General features: G+C 63.0%; 19 protein-coding genes and 1 tRNA gene. 3 read left to right on the forward strand and 17 right to left on the reverse strand.

Annotation, left to right across the window (positions count from 1 at the left end; all coding sequences use genetic code 11):
• Positions 1–9: 9 nt before the first annotated feature.
• The 3 genes from ACQY5B_RS15675 to ACQY5B_RS15685 all read right to left on the reverse strand — a co-directional run bounded on the left by ACQY5B_RS15675 (position 10) and on the right by ACQY5B_RS15685 (position 3,271).
• Positions 10–891, reverse strand: a complete 882-nt coding sequence (locus ACQY5B_RS15675) for a carbohydrate ABC transporter permease (RefSeq protein ID WP_305970704.1) — start codon at positions 889–891, stop codon at positions 10–12.
• A 14-nt stretch (positions 892–905) separates the two neighbouring features.
• Positions 906–1,934 (reverse strand): carbohydrate ABC transporter permease, encoded by a 1,029-nt coding sequence (locus ACQY5B_RS15680; RefSeq protein ID WP_305970705.1) that lies wholly within the window; start codon positions 1,932–1,934, stop codon positions 906–908.
• A gap of 98 nt (positions 1,935–2,032) precedes the next feature.
• On the reverse strand, positions 2,033–3,271 hold the full coding sequence (locus ACQY5B_RS15685) for an ABC transporter substrate-binding protein (protein ID WP_420324541.1): 1,239 nt from the start codon (positions 3,269–3,271) through the stop codon (positions 2,033–2,035).
• Positions 3,272–3,491: 220 nt separating this feature from the next.
• Between ACQY5B_RS15685 and ACQY5B_RS15690 the strand changes: the two genes are divergently transcribed.
• Positions 3,492–4,568 carry an ester cyclase gene (locus ACQY5B_RS15690; protein WP_420324540.1) on the forward strand — a complete coding sequence of 359 codons (1,077 nt, stop codon included), beginning with the start codon at positions 3,492–3,494 and terminating at the stop codon, positions 4,566–4,568.
• Between the two features lie 72 nt (positions 4,569–4,640).
• Positions 4,641–5,825, forward strand: coding sequence for a nuclear transport factor 2 family protein (locus ACQY5B_RS15695; protein WP_420324539.1), 1,185 nt, complete (start codon positions 4,641–4,643; stop codon positions 5,823–5,825).
• A gap of 57 nt (positions 5,826–5,882) precedes the next feature.
• Here the strand turns inward: ACQY5B_RS15695 and glpK are convergent, their stop codons facing one another.
• From glpK to glpD, 8 genes are all read right to left on the reverse strand, one after another.
• Complete coding sequence (glpK, locus tag ACQY5B_RS15700; protein ID WP_420324538.1) at positions 5,883–7,385, reverse strand: glycerol kinase GlpK; 1,503 nt, start codon at positions 7,383–7,385, stop codon at positions 5,883–5,885.
• Between the two features lie 108 nt (positions 7,386–7,493).
• Positions 7,494–9,206 carry an ABC transporter substrate-binding protein gene (locus ACQY5B_RS15705; protein ID WP_420324537.1) on the reverse strand — a complete coding sequence of 571 codons (1,713 nt, stop codon included), beginning with the start codon at positions 9,204–9,206 and terminating at the stop codon, positions 7,494–7,496.
• Positions 9,207–9,294: 88 nt separating this feature from the next.
• Positions 9,295–9,567: a DUF2160 domain-containing protein gene (locus ACQY5B_RS15710; RefSeq protein WP_305970711.1), complete on the reverse strand. Its 273-nt coding sequence runs from the start codon at positions 9,565–9,567 to the stop codon at positions 9,295–9,297.
• A gap of 22 nt (positions 9,568–9,589) precedes the next feature.
• Positions 9,590–10,441 (reverse strand): carbohydrate ABC transporter permease, encoded by an 852-nt coding sequence (locus tag ACQY5B_RS15715; RefSeq protein ID WP_305970712.1) that lies wholly within the window; start codon positions 10,439–10,441, stop codon positions 9,590–9,592.
• Between the two features lie 3 nt (positions 10,442–10,444).
• Positions 10,445–11,314: a carbohydrate ABC transporter permease gene (locus ACQY5B_RS15720; protein ID WP_305970713.1), complete on the reverse strand. Its 870-nt coding sequence runs from the start codon at positions 11,312–11,314 to the stop codon at positions 10,445–10,447.
• A complete protein-coding gene (locus tag ACQY5B_RS15725; protein WP_420324536.1) occupies positions 11,314–12,390 on the reverse strand; it encodes an ABC transporter ATP-binding protein in 1,077 nt (358 codons plus the stop codon). The genes ACQY5B_RS15720 and ACQY5B_RS15725 overlap by 1 nt, the downstream gene beginning before the upstream one ends.
• A gap of 11 nt (positions 12,391–12,401) precedes the next feature.
• Positions 12,402–13,490 carry an ABC transporter ATP-binding protein gene (locus ACQY5B_RS15730; RefSeq protein ID WP_420324535.1) on the reverse strand — a complete coding sequence of 363 codons (1,089 nt, stop codon included), beginning with the start codon at positions 13,488–13,490 and terminating at the stop codon, positions 12,402–12,404.
• A gap of 13 nt (positions 13,491–13,503) precedes the next feature.
• On the reverse strand, positions 13,504–15,102 hold the full coding sequence (gene glpD, locus ACQY5B_RS15735; RefSeq protein WP_420324534.1) for a glycerol-3-phosphate dehydrogenase: 1,599 nt from the start codon (positions 15,100–15,102) through the stop codon (positions 13,504–13,506).
• Between the two features lie 246 nt (positions 15,103–15,348).
• Between glpD and ACQY5B_RS15740 the strand changes: the two genes are divergently transcribed.
• A complete protein-coding gene (locus ACQY5B_RS15740; RefSeq protein WP_305970717.1) occupies positions 15,349–16,122 on the forward strand; it encodes a DeoR/GlpR family DNA-binding transcription regulator in 774 nt (257 codons plus the stop codon).
• A gap of 68 nt (positions 16,123–16,190) precedes the next feature.
• Here ACQY5B_RS15740 and ACQY5B_RS15745 read toward each other — a convergent pair.
• The 6 genes from ACQY5B_RS15745 to ACQY5B_RS15770 all read right to left on the reverse strand — a co-directional run bounded on the left by ACQY5B_RS15745 (position 16,191) and on the right by ACQY5B_RS15770 (position 20,543).
• Positions 16,191–16,267: transfer RNA gene (locus ACQY5B_RS15745), tRNA-His, on the reverse strand.
• Between the two features lie 113 nt (positions 16,268–16,380).
• The gene (locus tag ACQY5B_RS15750) at positions 16,381–17,580 is read right to left on the reverse strand and encodes a thiolase family protein (protein ID WP_420324533.1); all 1,200 of its coding nucleotides are present in this window, start codon (positions 17,578–17,580) and stop codon (positions 16,381–16,383) included.
• 255 nt (positions 17,581–17,835) lie between these two features.
• A complete protein-coding gene (locus ACQY5B_RS15755; protein WP_420324532.1) occupies positions 17,836–18,732 on the reverse strand; it encodes a helix-turn-helix transcriptional regulator in 897 nt (298 codons plus the stop codon).
• Positions 18,733–18,749: 17 nt separating this feature from the next.
• Entirely contained in the window at positions 18,750–19,184 is a 435-nt protein-coding gene (locus tag ACQY5B_RS15760; protein ID WP_420324531.1) for an acyl-CoA thioesterase, read from the reverse strand.
• A gap of 1 nt (position 19,185) precedes the next feature.
• Positions 19,186–20,379, reverse strand: coding sequence for a benzoyl-CoA 2,3-epoxidase subunit BoxA (gene boxA, locus ACQY5B_RS15765; protein ID WP_420324530.1), 1,194 nt, complete (start codon positions 20,377–20,379; stop codon positions 19,186–19,188).
• Positions 20,376–20,543 carry a hypothetical protein gene (locus ACQY5B_RS15770; RefSeq protein WP_157903837.1) on the reverse strand — a complete coding sequence of 56 codons (168 nt, stop codon included), beginning with the start codon at positions 20,541–20,543 and terminating at the stop codon, positions 20,376–20,378. The genes boxA and ACQY5B_RS15770 overlap by 4 nt, the downstream gene beginning before the upstream one ends.
• Positions 20,544–20,559 lie beyond the last annotated feature (16 nt).

Below are 20,559 nucleotides of genomic sequence, written 5' to 3' on the forward strand. Positions count from 1 at the left end.
AAAAGCCCCTTATCCCTTGACGGCGCCAGCGGTCAGGCCGCTCACGATTTGACGTTGGAAGAACAGGATGAGCACGAAGAGCGGCACGATGGCCGAGACGACGGCGGCGACGGCATACATCACCTTGCCCTCTTCCTGGGTGGAGCCCAGGAACGAGTTGATCTTGGGGATCATCGTCGCGTTTTCCTGCGTAAGCAGCATCGAAGTGACGGCGAAGTCATTGTAGGCCAAGAGGAAGCTGAACAGCCCCGTCGTGACCACACCCGGCCACATCACCGGGATGATCGCCAGCCGGAACGCCTGGAACCGGGTGCAGCCGTCCACCATCGCCGCCTCATCCAGATCCTTGGGGATCGATAGGAAGAAGCTGTGCAGCATCCAGAGGGTGAAAGGCTGGTTGATCGCCACCAGCACGATGATCGTTGTGGGCAGATAGCCCCAGATGTTCATCTGGAAGAACGGCAGCAGGTAGCCCGAAACCAGCGTCACATGCGGCATGGCGCGGAACACCAGCGCCGCCATCAGCAGCCAGAAGGTGTACTTGAACCCCGACCGCGCCAGCGCATAGCCGCCAAGCGTGCCGAGTGTCAGCGAGATGATCACGGTAAAGAAGACGACGATGCCGGTATTGACGACCGCGCGCCAGAATTCCTGTTCGATCCAGGCGCCGCGATACCCGTCCAGCGTGAAAGGCGCCCCATGCTGGCGTTCCGTCACCGGACCCGTGATCGCGTTCATCCAGTCGGCGCGGGAAAAGAAATCCCCCTCGACCTTGAACGAACCCCACATCGTCCAGAGGAACGGGAAGGCGGCGACGATCAGCCAGAACAGCACGAAGATCGTCGACAGGGCCACCAGCGATGGCGGTTTCTTGTTGGCAAGATCGGACATGACCGGGCCCTCCCTCAGGTCTTGCGGTTGAATTCGCGCCAGTTGCGGCGCAGGACCGGCAACAGCAGGATGACGACGCCGACAATGGTCAGCATCGAGGTCGCCGCGGCAGAGCCGAACAGCGGCGATTCAGCGGCGCGAAGATCGTTGTAGATCAGGTAGCTGAGCGAGGTGGCACTGGCCGCGGCAGAGAAGCCGATGATCGGCTCGAAGATACGGAAGTTGTCCATCAGCTGCATCAGCGCGATGAAGGTCGCCAGCGGCATCAGGTAGGGGATGGTCACGAAACGTACCCGCTCCCACCGGCTTGCCCCGTCCACCATCGCCGATTCCAGCGTATCCTGCGGCACGGTCTGCAAACCGGCGTAGAAGACCACAAAGGCGAATGGCGCGGAGTGCCAGACCCCGTAGACGAAGAGCGTGATCCAGGTCAGCGTCGGAGAAGCCTTGAGCGACAGGGTCGGATCCCCGAACAGCGCCTGCAGCCCGGCCCCGATGATCCCGCGGCTGTCGATCATCCAGAACAGCACCAGCGACCCCACCAGCGGCGTCACCAGCATGGGCAGCAGCGAGAAGAAGATCACCGGCCCCTTGAGCATCTTGGGAATGGAATTGACCACCACCGCGATGATGAACCCCAGGATGATCACCAGCGGGGTCACGATAAAGGTATAGGCCAGCGTGAAGATCAGCGCCTTGTAGAATGGCAGGTTCATGATCCGGTTGCGGATCTCGCCGAAATTCTCGCTGGTGGCAAAGATCTCGCCGATCTCGTCAAAGGCAAGATGACTGGCGTTGGTGTAGGTCCCCAGCCCGTTGAACCGTCCAGCCGGATTTTCGGCCCGCAGTTCCGCCATCGCCTCGACGTCGACGGTGACCTCGTTCTTGCAGCCGAACGGCCCGCAGGTCTCGGACTCGATCAGGATCTGTTTATGCTCGATGAAAAGCGACTGGTAACCCACCGACAGGATCGGCAAGGCGATGAACAACACCATCGCCAGGAGTGACGGCCATATAAAGGCCATGAACGTCTTGTGAGGCATGACTTTCCCCTTGTCGCGCCAGACAGAGGCACGAGGTCATCCGTTCCGCTGATTTGGGTGAGCGGGGCCGCCCTGCGGCGACCCCGGCCGGATCGTCCCTAGTTCAGGAAGCCGGCTTCGGTGGCGGCGGTGGTATAGGCCGCGGTCACGTCGGCCAGTGCCTGTTCAGCGCTTTCCTTGCCCTGCAGGAACTCTGCCAGGTTGTCGCCAAGCGCGGTGTGCAGCAGGCCCATGTAGGGCAGCATCGGATAGGGGCGCGCGCCGGCCTGCAGGTCGGCGATCACGCCACTGGCCGCGGGTGTCGGTTCATAGCCGTCGATCAGCCAGACCGCAGCATCCATGTTGGCGGCCAGCATGTCCTGCGACAGGCCGTTCATCATCGCGCGGAACGACGCCTCGGCATCCTCGTCCGAGATGTTCTTGGCAATGGTGAACCCGTCCCACCAGAGCGCCGCCGAGGGGATGTCGTACTCGCCGATCGTGGGCGCGGCGGCAAAAGCGGTATTGGCTGCGATTTCCGGTGCCGGGTTGTCGTCGGCGATATAGGCGCCTGCGCGCGACCCCCAGGAAATCGAAATGGCCGCCTCGCCTGCCTCCCAGATCGGTTTCTGGGCGTTGCTGTCGAAGGTGGCCCAGTCCTGGCTCATGTAGTCCAGCATCTTCTTCATGTTGTTGAGAACGAGCAGCCCGTCCTCGTTGTCGATCGCCAGCTCGGCGCTACCGGGCACGAAGAAGTCGTTGCCGGTGGCAAGGTAGTTGTTCACGAACTCGGCCGCGATGTTCCAGCCCGGCATGTAGTTGGAGGAAATCGGCGTTTCCATCACGCCTGCATCGCGCAGCTTTTCGGCGGCGGCAAACATCTCGTCATAGCTTGTGGGCACGGGAATGCCGTGCTCTTTCAGCAGGTCCTCGCGGTAGAACATGTGCTGGGCATTCGCCATGAAGGCGATCGCCATGATCTTGCCGTCGACAACGATCTTCTGGCTGTCCTGCAGCTGGCCGCCCCATTTCTCGACGTATTCGTCCAGGGGCCGGATCAGACCGTCGCTGAGCAGCGGCACGATGGAGTTGGTGGCGACAACGGCGACGGTGTAGCTGGCCGGGTTGGTCGTCAGCGCGGGCACCTGGATGTTCTTGTGTTCCTCGGTGTGGTTCTTGGTCACCTCGACCTTGTCGCTGGCGCATTTCGCGGCCCAGTCGGCCACCGCGTGCAGCGCGTCGAAGTCGTTCGACAGAATGCGGACCGAGCCGCTTTCGATGCCGCAGTCGGCCCAGGCGCCGCCTGCCGATGCAATCAGCGCACCCGCGGCGACCGTTGCCTTAACATTGAACTTCATTCCGATCTCTCCCGTTGGAACTGCGCACGCCCTCCGGCCACCCGGACAGCCTCCCGATTTCTACCCCGGCCTCTTTTCTGTCCGGGGTGGCGCGCTTGTCATGGTCATTTGCCTTCCGTCGCCCCGGACCCGTGCCCGGAACTTCTTTACCGTAGCAATGCATGAATACGATTGCAATATTTTCCTGCAAACGCCAGAATACCCCCAAATGGAGACCAGCATGACCACTGACATCACCGCGTTGAAACTCAGCCTGCACAAGGACCTGTCAGCACTTTGCGAAGGTGGACAGGCAGATATGGGCGCCCGGCTCGCGGCGCTCTACCACCCCGAGGTCGAGGTCCGCGCCGCCCATCCGATGAACGAGGGAGTCGGGCTGGACTTCCTCACCGATTCGCTCTGGCGGCCGCTGATGACCGCCCTGCCCGATCTCGAACGGCGCGACCTGATCGTCATGGGAGGAGAGTACGAGGGCCGCACCTATGTCGCCATGATGGGCCACTACTGTGGCACCTTCCGGCAAGACTGGCTGACCATTCCCGCGACCGGTCGCCCCGTCTACCTGCGCTACGGCGAGGTGCACGAGATCCGTGACGGCAAGATCGTCCAGACAAATTGCCTTTGGGACGTTCTGGACATGATCCGCCAGGCCGGTTTCTGGCCGCTGCCCCCCAGCCTGGGAACAGAAGGCATGTGGCCCGGGCCGATCACCGGCGACGGCTTGATCTTCACCCCGCAGGACCCGGACGAAGGCGCATCCAGCATCGCGCAAACCCTTGCCATGCATAGCACTTTGGCCGCCTACGACGACTTCGAGAAGCGCGGCCGCGAGGGTTTGATGACCATGCCGCAAAAGGACCACTGGCACCCCAGGATGATGTGGTACGGGCCATCGGGCATCGGCACGACACGCGGCCTTCAGGGATTTGTGGACTATCACCAGTTGCCTTTCCGCCGCGCATTTCCCGGGCGCAAGGGCGGTGGACAATGGGATGAAATCGCCGAGCTGAAGGCACAGCACAAGGGCGGCCACTATATCCGCGTGGGTGACGGCCCCTATTCGGTCACCGGCGGCTGGCCCAGTGTTTTTGCCACGCACGACGGGCCGGATTTCCTGGGTCTCGCGGCCACGGGGCGCCCGGTGATGATGCGGGTGATGGATTTCTACCTGCACCACCAGGGCCTGATTCGCGAAAACTGGGTGCCGCTCGATATCCCGGACCTGCTGATGCAGATGGGCGTGGACGTCCTCGACCGCATGCAGAGTCATTTCCGTCGCGGCGCCGGGCTGGAGTGATACGATACTTGCAATCGTATGCATAGCATGCTTCATTCCGCGCAAGTGAAACCGCAACGTCAGGACAACGACATGGCCACGAAGGACCAGCCAGCAAGCGAAACGGCCCCCAGGGGCAAGGACACGCCTCCGGGAAAGACCACCCCGGCTTCCGTGCTGCAGGTCGAGCGGCGTGACTTTGTCGATCTCGTCCCCAAAGACCGCGCCCGCGCGCAACCGATGCGGGGGTTCGATCCGATCTATACCGACATCGTGGATTACATCGTCCGCTGCACGCATCGCATCTGGGACGAACGCGATGTGGGGCTGATCTATACCCACTACACGCACAACTGCGTCGTCTATCATGCCACCGGCACGATCTATAACCGCGAGGACGTCGTGCATGACACGATCAAGCGGATGTTCATGCTGCCGGAACGCCGCGGCATGGCCACCCAGGTGATCTGGAACGGCAACGAGGACGACGGTTTCTACACTTCGCATCTCGTCACCGGCACCGGGCGGCACACCCAGCCGGGCATCTATGGCAAGCCCACGGGCCGGACCTTTGTCGCGCGCACCATCGCCGACTGCATGATCTACGAGAACATGATCTACCGCGAATGGCTGGTGGTCGACAGCATGGCGCAGGTGAAACAGATCGGGCTGGACGCACAGGCTTATGCCGAGAACCTGGCCCGCCCCTATTTCGAAAAGGGCCTGCTGGCGGTCGACATGGGGGAAAACCGCCGCCTGATCGGCCAGTACCCGCCCGAGACCGCCCCGGATACCGAGATCGCCAATACGGACCTCGAACGCGAGGTCCTGGAGTGGTTGCACGAGATCCACAACAAGCGCATGTTCGGCAAGATCCGCGAGGTCTACGCACCCACGGTCCAGTACCACGGCCCGCTGATGAAAGAACTCTACGGGCACGGCGCGGTCACGCACCAGACGGTCGGCCTCTATGCCACTGTGCCCGACGGCTTTTACATGCCGCAGCACATTTGTTCAGTCCCCTGCGAGGAAGGCGGCACCAAGGTCGCCGTGCGCTGGCTGATCGAGGGGCACCATCAGGGCTGGGGCGTGATGGAGGAGCTGGGCGCGCCCACCGGCAAGCGGGTGCAGATCATGGGCATGAGCCATTTCCACATCAAGAACGGCCGCATCGTCGATGAATGGACGAATTACGATGAAATGTCGGTGCTGATGCAGATCAAGCTGGCCCAAATGGCCGACCGTGACAGCGCTGTCTTGGACGACGGTGAGGCTTGAGCCCGCCTGGCTCAAGAACCGAGCGGGGCTGATAGGACAGCCCCGCTCTCGCCGGCCTCAAAAGCGCATCGTCGCGTCGACCGCGCGCTGCCAAGCCGCGTATTTTTCCTGGCGCATCGCCTCATCCATCGCCGGGGCAAAGCTTTTGTCCAAAGCCCAGCCTGCTGCGAATTGAGCCTGCTCGGGGTAGATCCCGGCACGCTGACCGGCCAGCCAGGCCGCGCCCAATGCGGTCGTTTCCAGCACCTCGGGCCGGTCGACCCGCGCGCCGATGATGTCCGACAGGAACTGCATCGCAAAATCCGAAGCGCTCATTCCGCCGTCAACCCGAAGGGTTGCATCTGACGTCTCGCGCAGCACCGCATCGCTGACCCCGCCCATGTCCGCCTGCATGGCGGCCAGCAGGTCCCGGGTCTGGTAGCCGACGCTTTCCAGCGCGGCACGGGCCAGTTCTGCCGGGCCTGAATTGCGGGTCAGACCAAAAACCGCGCCGCGGCATTCGGCGTTCCAGTAGGGCGCGCCCAGCCCGGTAAAGGCGGGCACCAGAACCACGTTCTGGGCGTCATCGGCACCTTCGGCCAACGGCTGGGTTTCCTTCGCCTCGCGGATGATCTTCAGGCCGTCGCGCAGCCACTGCACCACCGCACCGGCAATGAAGATCGAGCCTTCGAGGGCGTAGGTCGGCTTGCCGTCCAATTGATAGGCGATGGTGGTCAGAAGGCGGTTTTGCGACCGGACCGGCGTATCGCCGGTATTGATCAGAGCAAAACAGCCGGTGCCATATGTCGATTTCAGCATACCCGGAGCAAAACAGGCCTGCCCCACGGTGGCCGCCTGCTGATCCCCGGCAATCCCCAGGATGGGGATCGGGCCACCGAACAGGTCCGGACGGGTTTGGCCGAAATCGGCGGCGCTGTCGCGGACCTCTGGCAGCATCGACATGGGGATGTTCAGCCGGTCGCAGATCGTTTGTGACCAGCCGCCCTTGCGGATGTCATAAAGCATGGTGCGCGCGGCATTCGTGGCGTCAGTGACATGCACCGCGCCCCCGGTCAGGTTCCAGACCAGCCAGGTATCGACCGTGCCAAAGACAAGCTCTCCGGCCTCGGCGCGTGCGCGGGCGCCGTCCACGTTGTCCAGCAGCCAGGCCAGTTTCGTCCCGCTGAAATAGGGATCGAGCAAGAGGCCCGTGCGGTCTGTCACCGCGTCTTCGAACCCCTCATCCTTCAGCTTGCGGCACAGGTCGGCGGTGCGCCGGTCCTGCCAGACAATCGCATTGTGGATCGGTTTGCCCGTCTTGCGGTCCCAGACCAACGTGGTTTCGCGCTGGTTGGTGATACCGATGGCGGCGATCCCCGGCCCGCCCGCCTTTTCGATCGCGGCACGGCACGTGGCGGCAGTCGTCGCCCAGAGATCCGCCGGTTCATGTTCCACCCAGCCCGAGGCCGGGTAGTGCTGGGGGAATTCCTCCTGCGCCGTGGCGACAATGGACATGGAAGGGTCGAAGACGATGGCGCGGGTGGATGTCGTGCCCTGATCGATGGCCAGGATATGGGTCATGACCGCCTCTCCTCAAAGCGATTTCAGGTTGCGCTGTCGCAGCGCCGAGTATGGGGGGAAAACAGGAGGTGGTCGAGGCCCCGAAGGGCCCCGACCGGGGAGGAAGGCTTATTGCCAGGACTTGATCAGCTCATCGTAGCTGACGGTCTTGGGCTCTTCGTCTTCGTCGTCGAGCTTGGCATAGGGCGCGCCGGGCTGGTCGAACCAGTATTCGGCGTCGCGCTCGTCGTTCAGCTTGGGACCGATGTCGCCCTGGATGCCGGCACGTTCCAGGCGTTCCATCACGCGTTCCTGGTCCGCACAGAGCGCGTCCAGCGCCTCTTGCGGGGTCTTGGCGCCGGACATGGCGTCACCGATGTTCTGCCACCACAGCTGTGCCAGCTTGGGGTAGTCAGGCACGTTGGTGCCGGTCGGCGACCATGCCACACGCGCGGGCGAGCGGTAGAACTCGACCAGGCCGCCCAGCTTGTCGGCACGATCGGTAAAGCTGTCGTGCTGCACGGTGGATTCGCGGATGAAGGTCAGGCCGACATGGCTTTTCTTCACGTCCACGGTCTTGGAGGTGACGAACTGGGCATAGAGCCAGGCCGCCTTGGCACGGTCGACCGGGGTCGACTTCATCAGCGTCCAGGAACCCGCGTCCTGATAGCCGACCTTCTGGCCTTCTTTCCAGTAGACGCCATGCGGCGAGGGAGCCATGCGCCACTTGGGCGTGCCGTCCTCGTTCATCACCGGCAGACCCGGCTTGACCGTGTCGGCAGTGAAGGCGGTGTACCAGAACATCTGCTGGGCGATGTTGCCCTGCGCCGGGATCGGGCCGGCCTCGGAGAAGGTCATACCAGCGGCGGCGGGCGGCGTGTATTTCTCCAGCCACTCGATCGCCTTGGTCACGGCATAGACCGCCGCGGGCGCGTTGGTGGCGCCACCGCGCGCGACACAGGAGCCGACAGGCTGGCTCTGGTCATTGACGCGAATGCCCCATTCGTCGACCGGCAGGCCGTTGGGCTCACCCACGTCTCCCATGCCGGCCATCGACATCCACGCGTCGGTGTAGCGCCAGCCAAGCGACGGGTCCTTCTTGCCGTAATCCATGTTGCCGAAGACTTCGCCATCGACACCCATGTGCGACAGGTCGCGACCGGTAAAGAACTCGGCGATGTCCTCGTAGGCCGACCAGTTGACGGGAACGCCAAGGTCGTAGCCGTAGGCCGCCTTGAAGTCTTCCTGGTTCTTGGGATCGTTGAACCAGTCATAGCGGAACCAGTAGAGGTTCGCGAACTGCTGGGTCGGCAACTGGTAGACCTTGCCATCCGGCCCGGTGGTAAAGCTGAGGCCGATGAAATCATCGAGGTCCAGCGTCGGCGAGGTCACGTCGGCGCCTTCGCCGGCCATCCAGTCGGTCAGGTTGCGCACCTGCTGATAGCGCCAGTGGGTGCCGATCAGGTCCGAGTCGTTGATGTAGCCGTCGTAGATGTTCTGGCCCGACTGCATCTGCGTCTGCAGTTTCTCGACCACGTCGCCTTCGCCGATCAGGTCATGGGTGACCTTGATGCCGGTGATCGCGGTAAAGGCCGGGGCCAGCACCTGCGCTTCGTATTCATGCGTGGTGATGGTCTCGGAGACGACCTTGATCTCCATGCCGGCAAAGGGTGCGGCGGCGTCGATGAACCATTGCATCTCCGCTTCCTGGGCGTCGCGCGGCAGGGCAGAGAGATCGCCGATCTCGCTGTCCAGGAACGCGCGCGCGGCGTCCATGTCGGCAAAGGCCGGACCCGCGAGGATCAGCAGCGCTGCCGTGGTTGTCTTTAGGTTGAGGTTCATTTGTTGGTATCCTCCCATTTTGAACCATTAACTGAGGAACAAGCAAATCGCGGCCGGGTCTCCTCTGGTCCCGGCCCCGCGCCCGTCGCTACACCCAGCGGAAGACCGCCGCGGCGTAGATCAGGCAGACAATCAGCGCGTAAGGTTGGTTCGCGCCGACCAGTCCAAGCCAGGCCAGGTTGATGAAGGCCGAGCCGAGAAGGGTGATGAACAGCCGATCACCGCGCGTCGTCTCGATCCGCAGGATGCCCATGCGGGGCGTTTCCGGGAACTTGATCGCGAGGATCGTGAAGGTGATCAGCAGCGTGGCGATGACCATGAAGAAGATCGCGGTCGGCCAGGTCCATGCCATCCAGTCCATTGTTTTTCCTCCCTTTCCCGCGTCACACGCGGCCCAGGGCAAAGCCCTTGGCGATGTAGTTGCGGACAAAGTAGATCACGAGCGCCCCCGGCACGATGGTCAGGATACCGGCGGCGGCCAGAACGCCCCAGTCGATGCCCGATGCGCCCTGCGTGCGGGTCATGATGGCGGCGATGGGTTTCGCGTCCACCGTGGTCAGCGTCCGGCTCAGCAGCAGTTCCACCCATGAGAACATGAAGCAGAAGAAGGCCGCGACCCCGATGCCGCTGGCAATCAGCGGGGTAAAGATCTTCACGAAGAAGGTGCCAAAGCTGTAGCCGTCGATATAGGCGGTCTCGTCGATCTCTTTCGGCACGCCGCGCATGAAACCCTCGAGGATCCAGACCGCCAGCGGCACGTTGAACAGGCAGTGCGCCAGCGCCACGGCGATATGCGTGTCGAACAGCCCGACGCTGGAATACAGCTGAAAGAAGGGCAGCGCGAAAACCGCCGGCGGCGCCATCCGGTTGGTCAGCAGCCAGAAGAACAGGTGCTTGTCACCCATGAAGTGATAGCGCGAAAAGGCATAGGCCGCCGGCAGCGCCACCGCGAGGCTGATGACCGTGTTCATCACCACGTAGATCAGCGAGTTGACATACCCCATGTACCAGGCCGGATCCGTGAGGATCGTGGCATAGTTGGCAAAGGTCAGGTCGCGCGGCCAGAGCGTGAACTCGTTCAGGATCTCGGTGTTGGTCTTCAGGCTCATGTTCAGGAGCCAGTAGATCGGCAACAGCAGGAACAGCAGGTAGAGCGTCATCACCACGGCGCGGCTGTTGATCCGGGGCAGCGCGGCCTTGCGGGACGAGCTTTGGTTGACGGTCGCGTCGGCCATGTCTCAGCCCTCCCGCTTATCGAGGTTGGTCATCACGGTGTAGAATACCCAGCTGATCAGAAGGATCACGAGGAAATACATGATCGAGAAGGCGGCGGCGGGTCCAAGGTCGAACTGCCCAAGGGCCATCTTGACCAGGTCGATCGACAAGAGCGTCGTCGCGTTGCCCGGACCACCGCCGGTGACGACGAACGGCTCGGTGTAGATCATGAAGCTGTCCATGAAGCGCAGCAGGATCGCGATCATCAGCACGCCCATCATCTTGGGCAGTTCGATGAAACGGAACACCTTCCAGCGGCTCGCCTGGTCGATCTTGGCCGCCTGGTAGTAGGCGTCGGGGATCGACTTCAGCCCGGCATAAGCCAGCAGTGCCACCAGCGAGGTCCAGTGCCAGACATCCATCACGACGATGGTGATCCACGCGGCGACCGTGTCCTGCGTGTAGTTGTAGTTCACGCCCAAGGCGTCCAGCGTGTAGCCCAGCAGGCCAATGTCCACGCGGCCGAAGATCTGCCAGATGGTCCCCACCACGTTCCACGGAATGAGCAGCGGCAGCGACATCAGCACCAGGCAGAGCGAGGCCCAGAAACCGCCCTTGGGCATGTTCAGCGCCACGAAGATCCCCAGCGGGATCTCGATCGCCAGGATGATGCCCGAGAACATCAGCTGGCGGCCCAACGCGTCCCACATGCGTTCCGACCGCAGCATCTCTTCGAACCATTCGAGACCGGCCCAGAAGAACTGGTTGTTCCCAAAAGTGTCCTGAACGGAATAATTGACCACGGTCATCAGCGGGATCACCGCCGAAAAGGCCACCAGCAGCAGAACCGGCAGAACAAGGAACCAGGCCTTCTGGTTGACTGTCTTTTCCATTACGCGGCCTCCCCCTGCACGCGCCAGTCATCGGCGTAGACGTTGACGTGAGCCGCATCGAAGGTGACGCGGTTCATGTCGGCGCTGACGTGATCGTCCTCGCCCGCGATGATGTTGATGTCATTGCCGAAGAACTCGGCCCGGATGATCTTGTGCCGGCCGACATCCTCGACACGGCGCACCTTGACGGGCAGGCCCTCGGACTGGCTCAGGCGGGCGAATTCGGGCCGCACGCCGATCTCGACCTTGCCGTCGAGCGGCTTGTACCCCTGCGCCAGTTCCACGAAGGACCCGTTGATATAGGCCTTGTTGCCATCAACCTTTGCCGGGATGACGTTCATGCCCGGCGAGCCGATGAAATAGCCCACGAAGGTATGCTCGGGCCGCTCGAACAGCTCCTCGGGCGTACCGATCTGCACGACGCGGCCATCGTACATCACCACCACCTTGTCCGCGAAGGTCAGCGCCTCGGTCTGGTCGTGGGTGACGTAGATCATCGTATGACCGAAATCGTGGTGCAGCTTTTTCAGCTGGGTGCGCAACTCCCACTTCATATGCGGGTCGATGACGGTCAGCGGCTCGTCGAACAGCAGTGCGTTCACGTCCTTGCGCACCATGCCCCGGCCAAGCGAAATCTTCTGCTTGGCATCCGCCGTCAGGCCGCGCGCCTTTTTCCGCAGCATGTCCTCCATGCCGATCATACGGGCGATTTCCTGCACGCGCTCGGCCACGTAGGACTCGTCCCGGCCCCGGTTGCGCAGCGGAAAGGCCAGGTTGTCGTGCACGGTCATCGTGTCGTAGACGACCGGGAACTGGAACACCTGCGCAATATTGCGTTCTGCCGTCGGCGCCTGGGTCACGTCCTGCCCGTCGAACAGGATGCGGCCCTGGCTGGGATGCAGCAACCCCGAGATGATGTTGAGCAGCGTGGATTTCCCACATCCGGAGGACCCCAGCAGCGCATAGGCGGCCCCGTCCTCCCAGTCATGGTTCAGTTCCTTGAGCGCGTAATCGTCCTCGCCGGCCGGGTTCGGCAGGTAGGAATGCGCGAGATTGTCGAGCGTGATCTTGGCCATGGTCCCCTCCCTCAGGCCGCGAGCGCGTAGGCGGCGGGCGCGACCAGCCGGCCGTCCTGCCCGAATACATAGACATGGCGCGGGTCCAGCCAGACACTGAGCTCTGCGCCCAGCGTCAGGTCGTGGACGCCATGGATCAGTCCCACCCAGCGTTCGCCGTGATGGTCGAGATGCACGAAGGTCTCGGAGCCGGTCAGTTCGGTCACGCTGAGCCGCGTCTTGAACTCCATCGCGTCCGCCGCGTGCTTGCCGATTTCCAGGTGGTTGGGCCGGAACCCGGCCGTGTAGCGGCCATCGGCCAGCTCGGCGATCTTGCCCGTCGCGGGTGCCTTCTGCCCGTCGCCGAACATGATCCGGTCGCCGGTCTTGGAAATCTGCAGGAAATTCATCGGCGGATCGCTGAACACCCGCGCCGTGGTGGCATCGACGGGCTGGCGGTAGACCGATGGCGTCGGGCCGAACTGCGTGATCCGTCCTTCCCACAGCGTGGCGACATTGCCGCCCAACAACAGCGCCTCTTCCGGTTCGGTCGTGGCATAGACAAAGATGCTGCCGGAGGCCTCGAAGATCTTGGGGATCTCGACCCGCAACTCCTCGCGCAGCTTGTAATCCAGATTGGCCAGCGGCTCGTCCAGCAATACCAGCCCCGCGTTCTTGACCAGTGCCCGCGCCAACGCGCAGCGCTGTTGCTGGCCGCCGGATAGCTCCAGCGGCTTGCGGTCCAGCATCGGGGTAAGCTTCATCAGGTCGGCGGTCTCGCGCACGCGGCGGTCGATCTCGGTCCTGTCGACGCCCATCAGCTTCATCGGAGAGGCGATGTTGTCGTAGACGCTCATCGACGGGTAGTTGATGAACTGCTGGTAGACCATCGCCACCTTGCGGTCCTGCACGCGCTGGCCGGTCACGTCCTCGCCGTTCCAGATCACCTGCCCCGTCGCCGGAACGTCCAGCCCCGCCATCAGGCGCATCAGCGATGTCTTGCCCGACAGGGTCGGCCCAAGCAGCACGTTCATCGTGCCCTTTTCAAGCTTCAGGTCCGTGGGGTGGATATGTACCTGCCCCTCCACGGTCTTCGACACGCCTTTCAGTTCCAGCGTCATCGGGTTCTCCTCCTCATTCCGCTGCTGCGGGCGTGCTGTGGCGATTGCGGGCCATCCAGGCATCCAGGGCCTCGATCTGACCGGCGTCCAGCCGAAGCCCCAGCTTGTTCCTGCGCCAGACCACGTCCTCGGCGGTGCGCGCATATTCATGGGTCATCAACCAGGTGATCTCGGCCTCGGTCAGGGTCGCGCCGAAATCGCGCCCAAGGTCGGCGGCCGCTGTCGCATCCCCCAGCACCTTGACGGCCTCGGTTCCGTAGGCCCGTACCAGCCGCCTGGCCCAGAACTCGGTCAGGAAAGGATACGTGGCCCTGAGATCGGAAATCAGGCCGTCCACACCAGGCACCGGGAAATCCCCGCCAGGCAAAGGTACGCCCGCGGTCCAGGTCCCCTTTGAGACTTCAAGCTGCGTGCCGATCTTTTCCAGCGCGCTTTCCGCAAGCCGGCGATAGGTGGTGATCTTGCCGCCAAAGACGTTCAGCATCGGCGCGCCGGCACTGGTATCGACCTTCAGCGTATAGTCCCGCGTGGCGGCTGTCGCGCTGCTGGCGCCATCGTCATACAGCGGACGGACACCGGAATAGGTCCAGACGACGTCCTCGGGCACCAGGTCGCGCTTGAAATAGCGATTGGCGAAATCCAGCAGGTAGTCGCGTTCCTGCGGGGTGCATTCCGGCTTCTCGGACGGATCGTCATGCTCGGCATCCGTCGTCCCGATCAGGGTGAAATCCGTCTCGTAGGGAATGGCAAAGATGATCCGCCCGTCGGTGCCCTGGAAGAAATAGCACTTGTCGTGGTCATACAGTTTCTTGGTGACGATGTGACTGCCCCGGACAAGGCGAACCCCCTCGCGAGAGTTCAGCCGCGCCTTGGTCTGGATGATGTCGCCCACCCATGGCCCACCGGCATTGACCAGCATCCGCGCATAGAACGTGCGGGTCGCGTTGCTTTCGGTATTGCGCGTTTCGATGCGCCAAAGCCCATCTTCGCAGGTCGCGCTGAGCACCTTGGTACGGGTCATGACATGCGCGCCGCGCGCCTCTGCATCGCGTGCGTTCAGGACCACAAGGCGCGAATCCTCGATCCAGCAGTCGGAGTATTCGTAGGCCTTCTCGAACCTGTCCTCCAGCGGCGCGCCCTCAGGCCCGCCGACCAGATCCACGGTCCTGGTCCCCGGCAGGATCTTGCGCCCGCCGAGGTTGTCGTACAGGAACAGCCCCAGACGGATCAGCCAGGCCGGGCGCCGCCCCTTCATCCAGGGCATGAACAGACCCAGAAGTTTCGATGTCGGCGTCTCCGAATCGAAGCGCATATCCTTATGATATGGAAGCACAAAACGCATCGGCCAGCTGATGTGCGGCATCGCCCGCAGCAACACCTCGCGCTCGATCAACGCCTCACGCACGAGGCGGAATTCGAAGTATTCAAGATAGCGCAAACCGCCGTGAAACAGCTTGGTCGAAGCCGATGAGGTCGCCGAGGCAAGGTCGTTCATCTCCGCCAGGGTGACCGACAATCCGCGCCCGGCCGCATCCCGCGCAATGCCACATCCATTGATGCCGCCGCCGATGATGAACAGGTCAGTAACCGTCTTGTCTGCTGATCGCCCCACGCGAATCCCCCCATGCGCGTCTCTGCAAGAGTTATGACCAAAAACATGGCGCGGAGCAATGAAAGATTTTTCGTTTTCGTTCGCTTTACCCGAATCACACAGCTCTCGAAGCGTCAAATCGTTTCGCTTCTGCAGAAAACGAACCCAAATTCGCTGCTTTCCGATCCTATTGGTTGCCATTTCGCGCGTTTCGGGAAAGGCTGATGGGCACCACGCAATGAACACCCAGACCCGAAAGCCCTGAACGTGTCCCAATCCTTCCGGCAGCCAGAGATTCTCGACATCGCGCGGCGCGAAGGCAAGGTCACGGTTGAAGGGCTCGCCGCGCATTTCGGTGTGACGCTGCAAACCATCCGCCGCGACCTGACCGACCTGGCAGAGGCCGGCCGGCTGGAGCGCGTGCACGGCGGCGCGGTCCTGCCCTCGGGGACGACGAATATCGAATACGGCGAACGCCGGTCGCTCAACCAGGAGGCCAAGCGCGCCATCGCGCGGGCCTGCGCCGACGAGATCCCCAACGGCATCTCCCTCTTCCTGAACATCGGCACCTCGACCGAAGCCGTCGCCGAAGAGCTGAAACACCACGAGAACCTGATGGTGGTCACGAACAACATGAACGTGGCCAACATTCTCGCCGGCAATCCCGGCTGCGAGATCATCGTGACAGGTGGCCAGTTGCGCCGATCGGACGGCGGCCTGATCGGCAATCTCGCGGCAGAGACGATCCGCAAGTTCAAATTCGATCTCGCCGTGATCGGCTGTTCGGCGCTGGACCGCGATGGCGACCTGCTCGATTTCGACATCCAGGAGGTCAGCGTCAGCCAGGCGATTCTTCGGCAGTCGCGCAAGACCTTCCTGGTCTCCGACCACACCAAGTTCTCGCGCAGCGCCCCTGCCCGCATCGCCTCGCTGGCCGACCTCGACGCCTTCTTTACCGACGCGCCTCTGCCCCCCGGCCTTGCCACGGCCTGCCAGTCCTGGGGCACCCGGGTCGTGACCACGGAGCAAAACAAGGGCTGACGCACTGGCAACACGGCCTTGGCAGCGATCCTGTTACCCGCAGAAGTTCAATGTTGTCCGAGAGATGATGGTACCGCCTCCCCGGCTCGAACGGGGGACCTCTTGATCCACAATCAAGCGCTCTAACCTACTGAGCTAAGGCGGCACATCAGGTCTTGCAGGGCGACCCTGCCGGAAACCGTGCGGCTTCCTAGCAGCACGTTCCGAACAGCGCAAGCCCTCTGTGACCCAGAAATTCGCGCTGTCCGGAGGCTCATTTTACTGCACCTTCAGGATCAACGCCATCGCGGAGTCGCCCGCCGCGCAGCCTTGGAAAAGACCATAACCGCCGCCCCGCATTTCCAACTCTTCGATCATCTCGATGATGGCGCGCAGGCCGGTCGGTCCCTGCGGATGTCCCCAGATCAGCGAACTGCCAAAGTTGTTCATGCCGCGCCAATCGATGCCAAAGGCCCGGGCAAAGGCGATGTCGTTGACCGCAAAGGGGTTGTGCGACTTGACCACGTCAATGTCACCGATCGACAGGTCCGACAGTTCCAGCGCGCGGCGCGCCGCACCGATGGGGGCCGCGGGCATATGGGCCTTTTCCTCGCGCGCCTGCGCCACGGCCACCAGTTCGACCAGCGGCGCATCCCCTCGCGTGGCCAGGTCCCGCGCCCGGGCCGGGTCGGACACCATGACCAGCCCGGCGTTGCCATCCGCAGGATGGGTCTGGGCGGCAAAGGTGACCGAGCCGCCTTCGCGCACCGGCCGTAGCCCTGCCATCTTCTCGGGCGAGGCCGGATAGACGCCGCAATCGCCCGAGATCGTCCCGACCGTCTTGCGAAAGCGCGGGTCGGGCACCGCGAACTCTGCCGCCATATAGCGTTTCTGAAAAGCCCGGTCGTCTTGCAGCGCCTCCTGGTACTGGCTCTGCCGATGCAAGGTCAATTCATGCTGTTCGGCGGTCTCGATCCCCTCGCGGCGCGCCACGTTATCGGCCGTGTCGATCATCGCACAGCGGGCAAAGGGATCCTTGTTGAAACTTTCCAGAACGATGTCCTCGCTCTGCCCCGTCCCGCCGGGCGCCCCCGGCGCAGGATAGTAGACATGTGGACTGTTCGAGGTCCGGTCGCCGGACACCAGCAGCGCGGCAGAGGCCGCCCCGATGGCAAATTCGCCAGCGACCGTGGCCAGCAGGCGCGCGCCCGTCGCGCAGGCCTGGTTGACGGTCGGCCCCGGAAGCCGGTCCGCCCCGATCATGCCGGTGAACCAGGGCAGGCCGTAGAAACTGCGGTATTGCGGCACGGTCAGACCGTAGGCCGCGAAATCGAAGGTCTCGACCGGAATGTCACGCTGCGCCAGGGCCTCGCGTGTCACATGCGCCGCGAATTCCATCGCGTGCAGCTCCGCGAACTCTCCCTGCCAACGGGCAAAGGGTGTGCTCCAGTAAGCGCCGTAAGGGATATAGGCCTGCATGGCCGCCTCCGTGTTGAATGGAATTATCAGGGTCGGTGCTCACACCAATCCACAAGGAACGGGAAAGACAGTTGCCCTGCCGTCAGGATGGCCCAGTTCAGCTCTGTTGTAGCCATGACATCCCCTCCCGAATTTGTTATACCTCATCCTGATATGCATGCTTTGCAAATTTTACCCCTAAATACAATCAACCTGGTTTGGCCGCCAGACACCTGCCGCAACACCCGGCTCTGGCCCGCGCAAAGGGCCGAAAACCTAGCCTCCCTGCCCTTCCAGCAGCCCCTGCGCCGCGATCAACCCGTGCAGGTCCTGCAAGGACTGCTCTACTGAACGGCCACTGGTGTCGAGGTGATGTTCGGCCCTGCGATAGCTCACCTCTCGCGCCTTCAGGATCTCGCGCAGTTGCAACATGGCGCGCGGGTTCCCTGCCATTGGCCGCGTATCCCCCTGCGCCCGGACCCGATCCATGTGATCCCCCGGCGCGGCCTTGATCCAGACCGTGTGAAAGCCCTCCAGCATCCGTTCGAAGGTCTGCGGCTCTTCGACGATGCCGCCACTGGCGGCCAGGACGATCCGGCTCTGCGTCGACAAGAGCCGGTCCAGCGCCTCTGCCTCGATCTGTCGATAGCCCTCCGGCCCGTACAACGCGATGATCTCGGACACTGCCATTCCGGCGCTGCGCTCGATCTCGACGTTCATCTCGACAAAGGGCAGGCCAAGGTCGGCACCGATGCGCGCACCGAGGGTAGACTTGCCTGCCCCGCGCAGACCGACAAGACAGATACGCTCGGCCTTTTGCGCGCGCAGGCGGCCCGGATCCAGCACCCGAAATGCCTTTGCCCGCGTCGCCACGCAGGCATTGCGGTAAAGCTCTGAGAGCTGTGCCAGGTCCGGCGCCAGCGGATCCTCCTCGGCCAAAAGCTCTGCCATCGGACGACCAAGGACAAGCGCCACCCGTTTCAGAAGGCCGATCGAGATATTGCCGTCACCACCTTCCAGCTTGGCCAGGTAGCGCGGCGAGACACCGGACAGCTCTGCCAGGTCCTGCCGCGTCAGGCCCGAAGACTTGCGGGCGGCCCGCACGCGGTCTCCGACCAGCCGGTAAAGCGCCGTGGGATCCGCCTCGCCTGCCCCGCGCGCCGCTCCGGTCATGGCTCAAGCGCCCCGGCCTAGGCCGCGGGCAGCCGCGCTTCGATCGCGGCGCGCATGTCTTCGGGCGGCGTGCGCTTGGCAAAGGCATCCGCCTCGATGAAGACGCTGACCGTCCGCGAGGAGAAACACAGCTTGCCGTCCTGTTCGCCATCGACCCGGAAAGTGATCGAGGTCTCGCCCAGCCGCACCGGCCAGACGTGACAGACCAGTTCATGCCGGGGCGTGATCGGGCTGCGGAAATCCATTTCCAGCCGGACAAAGGGCGTGCCGACGTTACGGTCGATCTCCATCTGAAACCAGCCATCGCCGCCCAGATTCTCGACCCACCAGCCGTTGATGGCATCCAGCGCGAACCAGGGGATGCGCGCCGTGTAGACGATCCTTGCCGGGTCGCAATCGCCCCAGGTCACGCGGATCACATGCCGGTGGGCATTGTCGGGACGGTCTTCCATATCAGTATGTCTCGACGTGATAGCGGCCTTCTTCGCGAAGGACATCCCGCAGGTTGCGCCACTGCTGGCCGATGCTTTCGGCGATATTGGTGAACGCCCGCTCAACGCCCTCCTCCATCTCCTTCAGCCCGCAGATGTAGATATGGGTGTTGGGATCCTGCAGCATGTCCGCCACGATGTCCTCTTCGACGCGCATCCGGTCCTGGACGTATTCCTTGTCCTGGCCGGGCATCCGACTGAACACCAGGTGCTTTTGCAAGAGGCTGGAGGGCACCTTGTTGAGCGGTCCGAAATAGGGCAGCGAGTCCGGCGTCCGCGCGCCGAAGAACATCACCATCCCGCCGGATTTCTTGCCCACGGTGCGCTGACGCGCCATCGTGAAGGACCGCATCGGCGCCGATCCGGTGCCGGTACAGATCATCAAGAGCCGCGCATCGGGATCGTTCGGCATCAGGAAGGTCGCGCCGAATGGCCCTGTTACCTGCACCTTGTCACCCTTTTTCAGGTCACAGACGTAATTCGAACAGATGCCGTTTTCCTCGCGCTTCACCGTCAGAGAGACGTTGTGATAGCCCGCCCGTTCGCCGTCGCGGGGCGAAGACACGGAATAGAGCCGCGGCAGATGCGCCTTGCCCTCGGCATCGGTTCCCGGCGCGATGATGCCCAGCGACTGACCTTCGAGAGCCGGAAAGGGCTTGCCCTGGAAATCCAGGATGATGTGGCGGACGTCCGTGTCCGCGCCTTCGGCGGTCAGGCGATAGTTGCCCTGCACCACCGCCTCGACCGGGCTGGCAAGGTTGTAGAGGTTGACCGTCGGCTTGGCCGCGCTGGCCGGCGCCTTGGACTTGCCGCCGGCGCCCTTGTGCGCCTCTGCCAGCAGGGCCGCCACCGGGTCCTCACCGCTTTCGGTGCCATCCTCGGCGCTTTCGGCCACGGACACCTCTCCCTGTTCGGGCAGTTCCATCCACTCGTATTGCTCTTCGAGCGAATAGGGTTTCTCGACCACGCGCCATTCGTCGATGGATCCGGTCGGACAGACCGGGATGCAATCCATGCAGAAATCGCAGGTGTCCGGATTCACGACGACGTTGTTCTCGTCATGCTCGATCGCGCCCACCGGGCAGGTCATCTCGCAGGTATAGCAGCGGATGCAGATTTCCGGGTCGATCAGGTGCTGTTTCAACGGCTTGTTCATTGCGTCCCCCGGTGCAAAACGGCCTCGGGGACAGCTATGGCCTCGATCACGGCCTGGCACAAGCCGCGGCAATTCTCGCATCCGATGCAGCAGCCGATCTCGCCCAGTTCCTTCGCGACCTCGGTCACGCGCGGCGCATGGCCGACGTTACGTTTGGTGATCATCGCGTTTCCTCCTCCT

The organism is Antarctobacter sp. (assembly GCF_965277915.1).
Taxonomy (GTDB): domain Bacteria; phylum Pseudomonadota; class Alphaproteobacteria; order Rhodobacterales; family Rhodobacteraceae; genus Antarctobacter.

Coding starts and splice junctions, on each gene's coding strand:
- ACQY5B_RS15675 (WP_305970704.1), bottom strand. CDS start 891: ATGTCCGATCTTGCCAACAAGAAACCGCCATCGCTGGTGGCCCTGTCG.
- ACQY5B_RS15680 (WP_305970705.1), bottom strand. CDS start 1,934: ATGCCTCACAAGACGTTCATGGCCTTTATATGGCCGTCACTCCTGGCG.
- ACQY5B_RS15685 (WP_420324541.1), bottom strand. CDS start 3,271: ATGAAGTTCAATGTTAAGGCAACGGTCGCCGCGGGTGCGCTGATTGCA.
- ACQY5B_RS15690 (WP_420324540.1), top strand. CDS start 3,492: ATGACCACTGACATCACCGCGTTGAAACTCAGCCTGCACAAGGACCTG.
- ACQY5B_RS15695 (WP_420324539.1), top strand. CDS start 4,641: ATGGCCACGAAGGACCAGCCAGCAAGCGAAACGGCCCCCAGGGGCAAG.
- glpK (WP_420324538.1), bottom strand. CDS start 7,385: ATGACCCATATCCTGGCCATCGATCAGGGCACGACATCCACCCGCGCC.
- ACQY5B_RS15705 (WP_420324537.1), bottom strand. CDS start 9,206: ATGAACCTCAACCTAAAGACAACCACGGCAGCGCTGCTGATCCTCGCG.
- ACQY5B_RS15710 (WP_305970711.1), bottom strand. CDS start 9,567: ATGGACTGGATGGCATGGACCTGGCCGACCGCGATCTTCTTCATGGTC.
- ACQY5B_RS15715 (WP_305970712.1), bottom strand. CDS start 10,441: ATGGCCGACGCGACCGTCAACCAAAGCTCGTCCCGCAAGGCCGCGCTG.
- ACQY5B_RS15720 (WP_305970713.1), bottom strand. CDS start 11,314: ATGGAAAAGACAGTCAACCAGAAGGCCTGGTTCCTTGTTCTGCCGGTT.
- ACQY5B_RS15725 (WP_420324536.1), bottom strand. CDS start 12,390: ATGGCCAAGATCACGCTCGACAATCTCGCGCATTCCTACCTGCCGAAC.
- ACQY5B_RS15730 (WP_420324535.1), bottom strand. CDS start 13,490: ATGACGCTGGAACTGAAAGGCGTGTCGAAGACCGTGGAGGGGCAGGTA.
- ACQY5B_RS15750 (WP_420324533.1), bottom strand. CDS start 17,580: ATGCAGGCCTATATCCCTTACGGCGCTTACTGGAGCACACCCTTTGCC.
- ACQY5B_RS15755 (WP_420324532.1), bottom strand. CDS start 18,732: ATGACCGGAGCGGCGCGCGGGGCAGGCGAGGCGGATCCCACGGCGCTT.
- ACQY5B_RS15760 (WP_420324531.1), bottom strand. CDS start 19,184: ATGGAAGACCGTCCCGACAATGCCCACCGGCATGTGATCCGCGTGACC.
- boxA (WP_420324530.1), bottom strand. CDS start 20,379: ATGAACAAGCCGTTGAAACAGCACCTGATCGACCCGGAAATCTGCATC.
- ACQY5B_RS15770 (WP_157903837.1), bottom strand. CDS start 20,543: ATGATCACCAAACGTAACGTCGGCCATGCGCCGCGCGTGACCGAGGTC.